Genomic DNA, 13,354 nt, shown 5'->3' with positions numbered 1-13,354 from the left:
ATTCGGGCTCGAACGCCTGTGGAGCCGAAGGGCCGTAGGGCAAGCCCGGAGCACTCACCAAGGAAGGCATGAAAGAGACATTATTGATACTTCAAGTTTGAGCTGAGAACCCATGCGTAAGAGGCGGGGTGTTTTTTGATGACGGTGAGGTAGCAATGAAATGATCAGAGTAAACATGAAACTGCGGGGTGTTGCACTGGCAGCGATGTCCCGCTGGCCCTCCCTGTGCGCTTTGTTGGCGCTGGGCGGCCTGTATGCGGCACTTCCTTCCTCTTTGCTTCTTGGCGGTCCCCGCTGGCTGCTCCTCGCAATCATCTCCGTGCTCGCTGTGCCGCTTGTCCTCACTCATTACAAAGGAGCTCACGTCACTAATCAGGTGATCGGTTTTCTTTTAAATGGTGTGGTGACTACTGCCATGATCATTTCGTTGGTGTTACTGATACGAGCCCTGCCGCTTCACCTGGAAAAACCACAGGAACTGCTGCAGTCCGCCGCGGCGCTGTGGCTATCCAATATCCTGGTCTTCGCCTCCTGGTACTGGAGGCTTGACGCCGGCGGTCCGCACCATCGAGCTCAACGCCCGGAACACCTCAAGGGGGCATTTCTCTTTCCCCAGATGACGCTGCCGTCGGAGCGAAAACATGCCGCAGGTTTGCATGAGTGGACGCCGAATTTCATTGATTACCTGTTTCTTGCCTTTAACACATCGACAGCGTTCTCTCCAACCGATGTTCCCGTCCTGTCGCGCTGGGCAAAGGTATTGATGATGCTGCAGTCGATGATCTCACTGTCGGTGATTGCTCTTCTTGCCGCACGGGCGGTCAACATCCTGTGACATCCTGGGACGGTGAGGAGAGTTGCCAGTGACTGATTTCCCGGTATGCTCATCTGCGTCAGTAGGACTGGCAGAGAGAGCTGCCTGTGAGGCATGGAGGGAGATATGGACTTGAAGAACCTGCTACTGGAAGTAACCGATCACATCGCAACGCTGACCGTGAACCGCCCGTCGGCCATGAACGCCATGACGCCGGAGACCCTGGATGAACTGCAACGGGCGGTAGAGGAGATAGACGGTAACGACGAGATCCGCGCCGCGGTAATCACCGGGGCGGGCTTGAAGGCTTTCGTCGCGGGCGCCGATATCGCGCTCATGCGGGACATGACCTCGACGCAGGCGCGCGACCTGGCGCTCAAGGCTCACGGCATCTTTGCCGCCATCGAGCGATCATCGAAGCCATTCATCGCCGCCGTCAACGGTTATGCCTTGGGGGGCGGCTGTGAACTCGCCATGTCCTGCGATATCCGTATCGCATCCGACAACGCGAAGTTCGGGCAGCCCGAGGTCAACATCGGCATCCTCCCCGGCTTTGGCGGCTCGCAACGACTCCCCAGGCTGGTCGGGAAGGGGAGGGCACTCCAGATCATCCTTACCGGCGACATGGTCGACGCCGCGGAGGCGCTGCGCATCGGCCTGGTGAACCGGGTGGTTCCGCAGGACGAGTTGCTGAGCGAGGCACGCAAACTGGCCGCGAAGATAGCCTCCAAGGGGCGGGTGGCCGTGAAGCTTTGCAAGGAAGCCGTGGTCAACGGACTGGAGATGGACCTGGCTCGCGCCTGCGTCTACGAGGCGGAACTCTTCGGCTACAGTTTCGCCACCGCGGACCAGAAGGAGGGGATGGCTGCCTTCCTGGAAAAGCGGGCGCCGGTTTTCCAGGACCGCTAGTGGCGGGCCAGGATGTCAGATATTCAGCTTACTCTGGTTGATAAATTGTAAACTTTTAATACACTGATGCGCAGCAACGGGAAAAATCCATCAACAAGGTGGTGCTGCGCCATGCCATGGGTACATGAAATCAAAGCCGCCGAAGCATTGCTCGCTTCGGCGAACATCCCTCCTTCTGAGCTGATAATCACCTCCATAAAAAGAGTCAATCCGACCCGGCTCTGCCTGCCCGAGACAGAAAAGGAACGCGGCTATGAGGTGAAGAACCGCTTGCAGAACCTGCTCCTGGAGAGTTACGGCGAGGTCTTCAAGCTGTTACCGCATCCTTGCGACGCCAACGTGGTCCTCATCAAGCATACGTTGCTTCCCTCTATCGACGCCTGCCACACCCATCTCGACGCTCTCTCGCTCAAGGCTTTGGATTGCGTGTCGAAAAAAGACGGAGCCGGAGCGACGAGAGGGGCCGCGGGAGAGACTCGCCGCCGGCGCGATGAACCGGCCGCTCATGCCACCTCTCCCCGGGAAGCCCTCGCCCGTGCTCAGCGGTTGCTGGACGAGTACGACTACCCCGGGGCCGAGAGGGAACTGGCCGCGCTGCGCATGACCAAAGGGGGCGATCTGGTCGCGTTCACCAGGGGGATCCGGATGCTCGTCGACGAAATCGGCGCGTTTCAGACGGCAATAGATACACTCCTCGCCCAACCAAGCTTCGTGTTGCAGGAAAAAAGTGTTCGTGAGCTGCTGGCGCTTGCCTACTACGGCAACGGCCAACCGGGTGAGGCGGGAGCTCTCTTCGATTCATTGCACCACTCGGACTTGGGGAAGGATGCGCTTTGCGCCTACGCTGAAGTTGCCTTGCGCGACGGAAACCTGGTCTTCGCCCAGAAATTGTTGGGTTGGGCCGAAGAGAAGGATGGATTTTTCGCAGCCTTGGACGACCTCAAGAGGAGAATCGAGGAGGCGGCTGCCGCCGAGGCGGAACCGGTGCTGCGGGATGCGATAGCTGCCCTGGACCAGGGGGACCTGGAGCGCGCCGCGGGACTGGCCCGAGAGGCCCTGGTCATGGGTAGAAACCTCCCGAAGGCCCGCAGGATCCTAGCGCTTTCGGAGTGTTGTGCGGTGATGACGGAAGTGACCGATCTTTGGCGGACGCTGGAACAGTGCCGGGAGAGAAGAGAGCGGCTACCGGTTTTGAAGAGGCTGCTGCAACTGGATAAAAGCAGCGAGATCCGGATCAGGGAGTTGATTCAGTGCGAGCAGGACGCCGAGCGGCGCGAGGCGGTCGAGCAGAAAATGCAGGCACTGCGCGCGGCGCTTGAGGAGGAGAAGTGGGCGGAGTGCTTTGAGGCGATGAGATGGCTGGCAAGCCGGGAAGACGCCGGCGAGTCGTATCGCAGTGCTGCTTCACTCTCGCCGCTCTTCCAGATCCTGTACCGGAACCACCGCCTGGAGCGGATGCCGGATCGTAGCGCCGAGGCTGTCTGGCTTGACTTCGTGGCAGCCATTTCGTTGCGCCGCGGCGGCCGTGAGCGCGAGGCGCTGCAGATTCTGGCGCGGGTACGCGCCTATTTTCGTTCCTCCCCCTATTTTCAGGAGCAGTACGAACAGGCGCTGGCAGTCGAGCAGCAGGCCGAGCGCGACGAGGTCCGGAGGTTGCTCGACGTGGCGCAGGCTGAGGAGAGCAGCTTCGACGACGTCGCCGCCATCTACAGCGAGGTACGGCGGGCCTCGACGTACCTGCCTCAGGATGAACGCTCACGGTACCTGTCGACGGTGGAGGCGCGGGCGGAAGAACTGCGGCCGTTGAGAACCGCCGAGGATCTGCTCGCGGAGTACGAGACCGCCAAGTGGATAGGCGACGCGGCGAGGGCCGCTGCGGTGGTCGATGCAATAGCCGACGCGGCGGCTATCTCGGAGATTGACAGCAAAATCGCCAAGACCCTGAAGGTGGTGGCCACCCCGGTCGAGCTTACGGTATCGTCCTCCCTGCCTGTGGATGTGGCGAGGGAGTACCCGGCGCATCTCTATTTCGTGACCGACCGCCACGCGTGCCTGCGCACGGGCGACGAGACGCTGTTGTTCATCGACCTTAAGGAAATGACCGCCTGGTCGCTGCAGTCCCCGCTTTTCACCGCCCCTTTTCTGCAGGACTACAACTCCGACGAAAACCTCTTTCTTTTCCGTTACGGCCCGGACGGGGAGTATTTCCTGCGTTTCGTCCTGGATGGTGAGCGAAGTCGGTTCTTAGGGGTAGTCCAAGCCACAGCCGACTTGTGGCCGGGACACCAACTTCAGATAAGCCGGTTGTTCCTTTCCAGCAGGGAACATGAATATTTCTGCGTTCTCTCCCACTCCGAGAAGCAGGAAGTCGACAGAATGTTCAAGTTTGCCCTCAACAACCACAGAAACCCCAGCGCGTTTCTTTCTTTGAAAGGCCAGTCCACTTTGTCACTCGAGCGGGTTGGCACCAAGCCGGATGAATTTGTCGTCGTCACGGACAGAGGGGTCATTCTTTGCAACAAGAATCTCACGTGGCCAGTGCGGTTTCCGTTCGGCGACTGCATCTACGGGGTCGACCAGGGCACGGGCAAGATCTATTTCCCGCTGGCAGGTGCAGTCGCTGCGTTTGACTTCAAGACCAAGTCGTCCTCGGATATGTTCCCTGGTGCGCTCGTAGGGGGAGAGTTTTTGCCTCGGGAGGTGCTCGGGATCAGTCCGCACGCCGAGAAAATGCTCCTCAACTTCAGGGGTGGACAAGGCACCTTCTACAGCCTAAGCAATAACATGTTCAGCACGCAGGTCGGGCTCAGCACCATTTTCTGTACCAGTGTTCCCAGCAGGTTTTACTACATCGAGTGCGACGAGAGCTATGCCTCCATTCGCATCAAGGATGTGACGGACGAGATAGACAGCTTGTTGCAATGGAAGGAGTTGATTGTCGCGGGTGAGCATCCAGATTCATACGTCCCGAAGCTCAAGAGGCTGCGCGAGGGGGTGGACCTGGTTCGGGAGGCAATGACTCAGTAATGGGGCATGTCTGCTTCAGGTGGGGCCGGCACTCCAGCCATGCCGATGGCAAGCTATTGTGATGATCATTTGAAAAGGAGGACACCATGGCCGAGGACAAAGAGCAGGCGCATCAGGACAGGATCATAGAGCAATTCTCGCAGCAGGCGGTGCCGTTCACGCAGGTGCCGGGGCATCACGATGCGTTGCAGGTGCTGGTCGAGTTGTCGGGGGTAGGCGAGCGGGACGAGGTTCTGGATGTGGCCTGCGGACCGGGGATGGTTGCCTGCGCCTTCGCGAGACATGCCAGGCAGGTAACGGGAGTGGACATCACCCCGGCCATGATCGAGCAGGCCAGGCAGCGCCAGGCGGAGCAACGGCTTGCCAACCTCACCTGGGACATCGGCACCGCCGTCCCGTTGGCTTATCCGGACCATTGCTTCTCACTGGTGCTCACCCGCTACAGTTTCCATCATCTGCTGGACCCGCAGCAGGCGTTGTCCGAAATGATCCGGGTATGCCGGTCCGGCGGAGTGGTCATGGTGGCCGATGTCGCCATCCCGTCGGCAAAGTCGGCGGCATACGACGAGCTGGAGCTGATCCGCGATCCTTCCCACACCCATGCCTTGACTGAGGACGAGTTCGAGGCACTGTTCCAGCACTCCGGCCTGGTTGACTGTCGCCGGAGTGCCTACGGCGTCGACATAGAGCTGGAGACGCAGATAAAGGCGTCGTTTCCCAAGCCGGGAGACGATCGGGTGATCAGGGAGTTGGTGACCGCCGACGTGGGCATCGACAGTTTAGGCATCAACGCCCGCAGGGAAGACGGCAAGATCGTCTACACCGTGCCTATCGCGGTCTATGTGGGTACGAAAAGATAAAAAAGGTTTGGGAGGAGCGAATCAGAAACGGCTGGAAGAGCTTCAAGGATTGCCGCTTTGCATGCTGGAGCCGAGCTTCGCAACCAAGGGACATTCTCTCTGCACTTTTTGGATAAATTCGAGAAAAGCAGGATAGCTCTCAAACTCATTTTTCACTTTTGGCCATTCCCTGCAATACAGGGGACTGCTCAGAGTTCGCTTTAACTCATCTTCCCAGATCGCCCATATTTTTGAACACAGGTATCTACTTTTCCAGAGATAAAATTCTTCGGAGCAAAGGTTCAGATACTTCAATACTGCTAAGGTCAGTTCCTGGCTTTCTGGTGGAAGACTACAGTCTGAGTCAAGCCGTGCCGAGATGGCCTCATGTGGAAAAAACTGCATGACCTCCTCATACCTTTTGGTGTAGGCAATGAAAACCTGGATATTTGATTGTCTTTTGTAGATGAAGATGCCGAAAATAATGCTGGCTATACCTGCAATGCATGATGCGAGCGTCGCAATCTGGATTACGTAGTAAGTATGCACTTCGGAGCCTCCATAGGCGTGACCCCTGCGGGGACCAGGGGGATCATGTTTTCTTTGCTGACTGGAAATGCTCGCGTCGACCGGCTTCGACCTTTGCTCAGTACTTGCCGCACACCTCGTTGATGAGGAGCGGATCGATGGTGATCTGCTCCGGCTGCCACTGGGCGTCCATGCGCTTCATCACCTCCCGGAAACGTTCCGAATTCATCAGCAGGTACTGGGCGGACTGGCGCAACAGGCGCGTGGTCGGTTCCGGCAGCGAGAAGTTGGTGGGGAGCTCCTGCAGGCAGCGGCGCAGACGCGGGTCGGGGATGTCGTCGAAGGTAAGCTCGACAAAGCCGTAATCGGTGTTGAGCGGATTGGGGATCAGCTCAGGCTCGGGGCATTTTGCCGAGACTCCCCGCTCGCCGGCCGCGCGGCCGGCCTCTTTCAGGCGCTCGTTGCAGGAGTCGATGGCCCGCCCCAACTGCTTCATCTGGTTGAAATGACCGTCGGTGCTCTCAAGGCTGTCGAAGGAAACATCGTCCATGGGGCCACTGGTCACGATGTCAAGCACCGCGCCCACCCCGGGAGGCGTACTCTTCGCGTCCCAACTTCGTTTCTTGGTGGTCTTCGCGTTGGCGGAGATGAAGATGATCCTCCCGATCTTCCCTTCGTTTATGTACCGCACCAGGCTATAGGGGCTGTCGGTCGTGGTCACCGCGGTGAAAGGTCCTCTAAGGCCGAGGTTGTCGGAGAGCCCTCCATCGAGCAGGTGAGCGTAACGCCGGTCCGGTGCGCGGTAGGAGTCCGCAGCCGTCGCGTCGGCGATGCGGCGCTTGTCGCGGTTGCCCGGCTTGAGCGCTTCCGCGACCCACGGGGGCACGGGAGGGCAGTCTTTCTTGTATATGTTCAGCGTAAGCGGAGCGAATGCGACCGGGAAGTTGGAGGAGGCGGCGACGCCTCGCGAGACGGAGACGCCCGAGAGGTCGGAGCAGAGAAGATCGAATTGGTCCTGCGTGAATTCGAAGCGGTGGGTGATGCCGATGTCGGTCGCGTTGAGGACCAGAAACGGTGAACTCCCCCTGGGGCGTTGCAGCAGCGCGGCGAAGGTCATGCCTTTGAAGATGGCATGGTCGTAGTACTCTTCAGCGATATCGATACGGCTGAAGTCAGGGGAGGCGAGGCGCCACCAGTTGTACGGGTTGAACATCCTCCCTATCAGCGCGCCCTGGATGTTCCTGGTCAGCACCTCCCTGGGGAAGTCGGCGAAGAACGAGTCGGGAAAGAGTGCGTAATACGCGGAAGTGAAGCTGCCGCCGGAGACCGAAGAGATGATCTCCACGTCCTGGAGCAGGGAGCGTCGGGAAGCATCCGGCGCGGTGTAGGTGACCTTCTGCAGTTCCTCCATAAGGCCGAACGAGAAGGCGGCGGCGCGGGTGCCGCCGCCGGAAAAGGCGAGGACGACGAAAGGTCGTTCCTTGCTTGGCGGCAGGCGCACGGTGTCATAGCGGTAGCCCGTTTGGGAGGCGGAGGCCGCCGGATTGTCGCGGTAGTGGGCGCACCCGGCGCAGCAGAGGGTGGCGATGAGGAATAGTTTCAGCGGCAGGTTTTTTATGAACATCTGAAGCGCACCTCCTTAGGGCAGATCGGGTCGGTATCGCAGATGTTCACCTCCACCGTTTTGGGTATGCAGTTGCCGCCATTTTTGCAGCGCAGGGAGATGACGTGCAGCCCCGGATTGCACAGTTTGACCGAGAGGTTGCCGTCAGCGTCCCGGTTCGCTCCTTGGCTCACGCCATCGACAATCACCTCACCGATGCCACTACAGCGACAGACGAAGAATTCCACGGCTGACCTCCTAGGTGTCTTGGTTGAGACGGGTGATATTCGTGTTTGAAAGAGAACGGCTTCGCAGTCTTCGCGTATCAGAAGCGTGAAATCATCATTCCTCTGTGTCCTTTGTGGACCTCAGTGTCCTCTGTGTTTGATGGGGGGTGGCGGGATTGGGTAATGTTAACCCGGGAGACGCGAAAGTAAACTGATTAGACAGTGAGGGAGGAGGCCGTTGCCCAAAATGACGGGGGAGGGGGAGCAGTCAGGGGGACGGTGATACAAAGTAGAAAGGGGACCGCACCAGCATGGTGCCGCTGCAGCATCTCTGCTGAAGCGGCCGCAGCCTAGTGGGGTCCCCTCGTTTGCTTCCTACTTCTTTTTTACTCTTCGCTCAGTTCGTCTTCTAAAGACTCCTCGCAATTGTTACTTTTGACTTCTCGTTACGCGCACTCGGAGTAGCCGCAGACGCGGCAGACGGCGCAGCCGCCCTCGTGCTCGACGACACCACCACACTCGGGGCAGGCGCCTCTCTCGAAGCTCGGCGCTTCGATGACTTCGGCATGACCGGTGAGCGCCAGGTGCGACTGGATCGCTTTGGCGACGGCGTCGGCGCAGGAGAGGACCTTGTTGTCGCCAAAACCGCTCGGGCTGTGGCAGGAAATGCCGAGGAGCTGCTTCACGACCTGACGCGCCTGCACGCCGCTTCTCCAGGCCAGGGATACCATGCGCCCGATGGCCTCGGACTGGCTGGCGGCACAACCGCCTGCCTTGCCCATGGTGGTGAAGACTTCGAAGAGGCCGGAAGCGTCTTCGTTGATGGTGATGTACAGCGGACCGCAGCCGGTCTGCATCTGGTAGGTCCACCCTTTGAGCGCCTTGGGGCGCTCGCGCTTGATGCTGCGCTTCTCTTCGAGGGTGAGGGCCGCGGCGGCCTTGGGCTCTTCCTTCTTGCCGACGGAGAGGACCTGCTCGTCGCGGGAACCGTCACGGTAGATGGTGACCCCCTTGCAGTTCATCTGGTAGGCCAGACGGTAGACTTCCTCGACGTCCTCGATGGTGGCTTCCTGCGGGAAATTCACGGTCTTGGAGACGGCGTTGTCGGTGTGACGCTGGAAGGCGGCCTGCATGGTGATGTGCTCTTCCGGGGTGATGTCGTGGGCGGTGACGAACACGTCGCGCACGTCCTCGGGGATGGCGCTGATGTCGTGCACGGTGCCGTGCTCGGCGATGCGCTGCATCAGCTCCTCGCTGTAGAAGCCCTGCTCCTTGGCGATCTTCTCGAAGAGCGGGTTCACTTCGACCAGGATGTTCTTGTCCATGACCTGGCGCACGAAGCTGACCGCGAACAGCGGCTCGACGCCGGAGGAGGCGTTGGCGATGATGGAGATGGTGCCGGTCGGGGCGATGGTGGTGACCGTCGCGTTCCTGATCGGATCGCCGCCCGGGACGTCGTAGATGCTACCCTTGAAGTTGGGGAAGGCGCCGCGGGACTTGGCAAGCTCGCGGGAGGCGATCTTGCCTTCCTCGTTGATGAACTGCATCACCTTCTCGCCCAGTTCCACGGACTCCTCGGAGCCGTAGGGGATGCCGAGCATGATCAGCATGTCCGCCCAGCCCATGACGCCCAGGCCGATCTTCCTGTTGGAACGGGTCATCTCGTCAATCTGCGGCAGCGGGTAGTTGTTCACCTCGATGACGTTGTCCAAAAAGTGCACGGCGGTGCGCACGGTCTCTTTCAGCTTGTCCCAGTCTACCTTGCCGTGGACCACCATCTTTCCCAGGTTGATGGAGCCCAGGTTGCAGGACTCGTACGGGAGAAGCGGCTGCTCGCCGCAGGGGTTGGTCGACTCGATCTCGCCGATGTGCGGGGTCGGGTTGTCCTTGTTCAGGCGGTCCAGGAAGATGATGCCCGGCTCGCCGTTCTCCCAGGCCTGCTTCACGATGCGGGCGAACACCTTGCGCGCGTTCAGCGTGCCGGCCGGCTTCTTGTCACGCGGGTTGAATATGGTGTAGTCGCGGTCCGCGTCGACCGCCTTCATGAACTCCTCGGTGATGCCGACCGAGATGTTGAAGTTGTTCAGCTGGCGCTGGTCGTTCTTGCACATGATGAAGTCCATGATGTCGGGATGGTCGACACGCAGGATCGCCATGTTCGCGCCGCGGCGGGTGCCTCCCTGCTTGATGGTCTCGGTGGCGATGTCGAAGACGCGCATGAAGGAGAGGGGGCCGCTGGAGATGCCGGTGGTGGACATGACCACGTCGTTGGCCGGGCGCAGGCGCGAGAAGGAGAAGCCGGTGCCGCCGCCGGACTTGTGAATCAGCGCGGTGTTCTTGACGGATTCGAAGATTTCCTCCATGCTGTCGCCCACCGGAAGCACGAAGCAGGCGGAGAGCTGACCCAGCTCGCGACCGGCGTTCATCAGGGTCGGGGAGTTGGGGAGGAACTCGAAGTTGGTCATCATGTTGTAGAACTTGTCCGACAGCGCGGAGATGTCCGCCTTCTTGTCGAACACGGCGTCCGCCTGTGCGATCGCGGTGGCCACGCGGCGGAACATGTCGGAGGCAGTCTCAAGGGGCTTCCCGGCCTGGTCCCTCTTCAAATAGCGCTTCTCGAGCACCGTCAATGCGTTCTTGGTGAGACCCGGGATCTGACCCTTCTCGACTGTTTTCTTCATAACCTTTCGTCCTCCTTGGGATATTCAACATGTAGCCATGTTATTTGCTTTGGGCCCTACATTTTGTGGAGCGGCAGAAATAAACCACAAGATGTATGACGAAGTCAAGCGTTAATAGATTAAAATTTCGGACGCTCATAAAAAACGAAATTGCGGCGGTTTACACAGCTGAGGCATTTACAAGCGGGGCGTCGCTGTGATATTGATGTGTGGTTAATTTTCCTGCCGGGAGCTCCCATGACCCAGTGTGATTGCAATAGCCAAAAAGAGTCGCTCGAGTCCCAAGTCAAGGCGCTCAAGGACCTGATCGAGGTCGCCAAAGCCGTAGTGTCCACGCTGGACCTGGACACGGTGCTGCAGGCCATCCTGACCTCTGCGATGAGATTCGCCGAAACCCCGGCCGGGAGCGTCGCGCTCTACTACGACGCCAAGCGTGAGCTGAGCCTGCACGCGCACTCCGGATTGACGGCTGATTTTGTGAAGAAGGAGCGCTGGGAGGTGAGTGCCGGCGGGCTGACGGAGCAGGTGCTCCGGGCGGGGGAGATCTTCTATATAGAGGACACCGAGAAGACCCCCTTCTTCAACAACCCGATTGCGCTCAACGAGGGGATCCGTTCGCTGGTCTGCGTGCCGCTCATATACCAGGAGCGGATCGTGGGGATCCTCTACCTGGATGATTTCGCCCCGAGGCAGTTCGACCGGGACAAGCTGAACCTTCTCTCCATCCTGGCCTCCTTTGCCGCCATGGCGATCCACAACGCTACGCTGCACAAGCAGACCAAGCTTCTGGCCATCACCGATGCCCTCACCGGGCTGCACAACCACCGCTACTTCAAGCAGTACTTCCGGCAGGAGATGGCGCGCGCCAAGCGCTACCACAAGCCGTTCTCGATCATCATGATGGATGTCGACGACTTCAAGTCCTACAACGACAGCTACGGCCACGCCGCCGGGGACCGGCTCCTGGAGTTGATGGGCGAACTGATTCTGCAGACCATCCGCGGCGTGGACGTCGCCTTTCGCTACGGCGGGGAGGAGTTCATCGTGCTCCTGCCGGAGACCAGGCTGGACCAGGCCATCCTGGCGGCGGAGCGTCTGCGCGACAGCGTGCAAACCGGGACCGCGAGCAGACTGGTGGAGGGGACCACTCACGGCGTTACCGTGAGCATCGGGGTGGCGAGCTATCCCGAGAACGCCGACAAGATGGACGAGCTCTTCAATATCGTGGACTCGCTGCTGTACCTGGCCAAGCGCTGCGGCAAGAACAAGGTTTACCACCAGAATAGCCTCCAGATCCCGCCGTCATGAAAAGAAAACTGCGGACACTTCTCTACGGGCCGCTTCTGGCGGCCTTTTTACTTTCGCCCTGCGCCGAGGCCGCGACCGACAATCCGGCCGAGACGGTCAAGGTCCCGGCTGACGGGGCCGGGGCGGTCAAGACGTCGACCGGGGAGACTGGTGCGGCTGCAACTCCCGCAGCGCCCGCAGCCCAGCGCACCGAGGCGCCCTTCAAACCGGTGCTCACGTACGGCGACCAGGTGCTGGTCGAGGATACGGTCTGGCGCGGGGAGGTGCTGGTGGAAGGGGCGGTGACGGTGGCCGCCCAGACGACACTCACCGTGGAACCGGGAACGGTGGTCCGCTTCAGGAAAAGCGAGGGGCGCAATCCGACCCTCGTGGTGCAGGGACGCATCGCCGCATCGGGGACCAAGGACGATCCCATCCGCTTTACCTCGACCTTCGCTCTTTCGGCTCCCGGGGACTGGCAGGGCATCACCCTCCTGGGGAGCGAGAAGAAAAACGTCCTGGACCACTGTCGCATCGACGGTGCGCAGACGGGACTCGAGGCGCTGTTCTCCAACCTGACGCTGCAAGGGGTGCGGGTTGAACGCTGCGCCGTCGGCATGCAGTTTCAGGATGCATTGGTGCAGATGGAAACAGGGGGGGCGTCGGACTGCGATACCGGTTTGATCTTCGCCAACAGCGAGGCCACCCTGCACAGTCTGAACCTGATCGGCAACCGCGTGGGGATCTCCGCCCGCAAGAGTTCCATCTACCTGCAGGACGGAAGTTTCGCCATGAACCGCTCTGCCTTCTCCGGCGATAACTGCCGCGTCAAGCTCGAGGGGGGCGCCGTGCTCGATAACGGGCGCGGGGTGACCCTTCTCGACAGCGAGGGGAGTGTCAGCGCCATGAAGCTTGCGCGCAACAGCGATTACGCACTCTCCCTGACCGGTTCGCGCATCCGGGTGAACGGCAACCTGATCACCGGCAACGGCATGCAGGGGGTGCTGGTTTTCGACGGCTCCGGCGTGGCCTGGGACAACACCATCAGCGGCAACGGCGGCCACGACATCTACAACGCCGGGACCGAGGAATTCCGTGCCCCCAACAACTTCTGGGGCGAGAACGGACCGCGGATCTACGACAACGGCGGCCGCGGCAGGGTGAACGTCGTGCCCCAGCTCAAGGCGGCGCCAAAGGAATAACGGCCGTTCAACGTTCAACGTTCGACGTTTGAAGCGGACATCGGATAGGCTAGAAAACCATTGGCCACGGAGAACGTCTGAGAACTTCGGAGAAAACCTTGGACCGTTTACGAGGAGAAGGTCTGAGGAGCAACGTCTAAAGTGTGAACTCGCAGTTTCTGTAGCTGATGCTGAACATAACGAAAAGATGTAGCCGTCGGGAAAGGGCGGTATGAGTGGACGCAGTATAACGAACGT

At 60.0% G+C, this 13,354-nt stretch carries 10 protein-coding genes; 6 read left to right on the top strand and 4 right to left on the bottom strand.

What is annotated here, in order from left to right; all coding sequences use genetic code 11:
- The first annotated feature begins 160 nt into the window (after positions 1 to 160).
- The 4 genes from KP004_RS14290 to KP004_RS14275 all read left to right on the top strand — a co-directional run bounded on the left by KP004_RS14290 (position 161) and on the right by KP004_RS14275 (position 5,610).
- Positions 161 to 835: a hypothetical protein gene (locus KP004_RS14290; protein WP_239026818.1), complete on the top strand. Its 675-nt coding sequence runs from the start codon at positions 161 to 163 to the stop codon at positions 833 to 835.
- Between the two features lie 105 nt (positions 836 to 940).
- Positions 941 to 1,723, top strand: coding sequence for an enoyl-CoA hydratase-related protein (locus KP004_RS14285; RefSeq protein ID WP_216799183.1), 783 nt, complete (start codon positions 941 to 943; stop codon positions 1,721 to 1,723).
- A 111-nt stretch (positions 1,724 to 1,834) separates the two neighbouring features.
- Positions 1,835 to 4,750, top strand: a complete 2,916-nt coding sequence (locus KP004_RS14280; protein ID WP_216799182.1) for an ATP-binding protein — start codon at positions 1,835 to 1,837, stop codon at positions 4,748 to 4,750.
- 86 nt (positions 4,751 to 4,836) lie between these two features.
- Positions 4,837 to 5,610, top strand: a complete 774-nt coding sequence (locus KP004_RS14275; protein WP_216799181.1) for a class I SAM-dependent methyltransferase — start codon at positions 4,837 to 4,839, stop codon at positions 5,608 to 5,610.
- 42 nt (positions 5,611 to 5,652) lie between these two features.
- Here the strand turns inward: KP004_RS14275 and KP004_RS14270 are convergent, their stop codons facing one another.
- From KP004_RS14270 to KP004_RS14255, 4 genes are all read right to left on the bottom strand, one after another.
- Positions 5,653 to 6,138 carry a hypothetical protein gene (locus KP004_RS14270; RefSeq protein ID WP_216799180.1) on the bottom strand — a complete coding sequence of 162 codons (486 nt, stop codon included), beginning with the start codon at positions 6,136 to 6,138 and terminating at the stop codon, positions 5,653 to 5,655.
- Between the two features lie 97 nt (positions 6,139 to 6,235).
- Positions 6,236 to 7,741 (bottom strand): patatin-like phospholipase family protein, encoded by a 1,506-nt coding sequence (locus KP004_RS14265; RefSeq protein WP_216799179.1) that lies wholly within the window; start codon positions 7,739 to 7,741, stop codon positions 6,236 to 6,238.
- The gene (locus KP004_RS14260) at positions 7,732 to 7,968 is read right to left on the bottom strand and encodes a hypothetical protein (RefSeq protein ID WP_216799178.1); all 237 of its coding nucleotides are present in this window, start codon (positions 7,966 to 7,968) and stop codon (positions 7,732 to 7,734) included. Before KP004_RS14260 ends, KP004_RS14265 begins: the two co-directional genes overlap by 10 nt.
- 425 nt (positions 7,969 to 8,393) lie before the next feature.
- Positions 8,394 to 10,628: a vitamin B12-dependent ribonucleotide reductase gene (locus KP004_RS14255; RefSeq protein WP_216799177.1), complete on the bottom strand. Its 2,235-nt coding sequence runs from the start codon at positions 10,626 to 10,628 to the stop codon at positions 8,394 to 8,396.
- A gap of 237 nt (positions 10,629 to 10,865) precedes the next feature.
- Between KP004_RS14255 and KP004_RS14250 the strand changes: the two genes are divergently transcribed.
- Both KP004_RS14250 and KP004_RS14245 read left to right on the top strand, forming a co-directional pair.
- On the top strand, positions 10,866 to 11,936 hold the full coding sequence (locus tag KP004_RS14250; protein WP_216799176.1) for a sensor domain-containing diguanylate cyclase: 1,071 nt from the start codon (positions 10,866 to 10,868) through the stop codon (positions 11,934 to 11,936).
- The gene (locus tag KP004_RS14245; protein WP_216799175.1) at positions 11,933 to 13,117 is read left to right on the top strand and encodes a beta-helix domain-containing protein; all 1,185 of its coding nucleotides are present in this window, start codon (positions 11,933 to 11,935) and stop codon (positions 13,115 to 13,117) included. Before KP004_RS14250 ends, KP004_RS14245 begins: the two co-directional genes overlap by 4 nt.
- The last annotated feature ends 237 nt before the right edge of the window (positions 13,118 to 13,354 follow it).

Origin of the sequence: Geomonas oryzisoli, assembly GCF_018986915.1 — a bacterium.
GTDB lineage: Bacteria > Desulfobacterota > Desulfuromonadia > Geobacterales > Geobacteraceae > Geomonas > Geomonas oryzisoli.
This window is presented reverse-complemented; position numbering and strand designations above follow the sequence as displayed.

Excerpts from the sequence above, each read along its gene's own strand:
- KP004_RS14280 (WP_216799182.1), top strand. The coding sequence starts at position 1,835 with ATGCCATGGGTACATGAAATCAAAGCCGCCGAAGCATTGCTCGCTTCG.
- KP004_RS14290 (WP_239026818.1), top strand. The coding sequence starts at position 161 with ATGATCAGAGTAAACATGAAACTGCGGGGTGTTGCACTGGCAGCGATG.
- KP004_RS14265 (WP_216799179.1), bottom strand. The coding sequence starts at position 7,741 with ATGTTCATAAAAAACCTGCCGCTGAAACTATTCCTCATCGCCACCCTC.
- KP004_RS14285 (WP_216799183.1), top strand. The coding sequence starts at position 941 with ATGGACTTGAAGAACCTGCTACTGGAAGTAACCGATCACATCGCAACG.
- KP004_RS14255 (WP_216799177.1), bottom strand. The coding sequence starts at position 10,628 with ATGAAGAAAACAGTCGAGAAGGGTCAGATCCCGGGTCTCACCAAGAAC.
- KP004_RS14250 (WP_216799176.1), top strand. The coding sequence starts at position 10,866 with ATGACCCAGTGTGATTGCAATAGCCAAAAAGAGTCGCTCGAGTCCCAA.
- KP004_RS14245 (WP_216799175.1), top strand. The coding sequence starts at position 11,933 with ATGAAAAGAAAACTGCGGACACTTCTCTACGGGCCGCTTCTGGCGGCC.
- KP004_RS14275 (WP_216799181.1), top strand. The coding sequence starts at position 4,837 with ATGGCCGAGGACAAAGAGCAGGCGCATCAGGACAGGATCATAGAGCAA.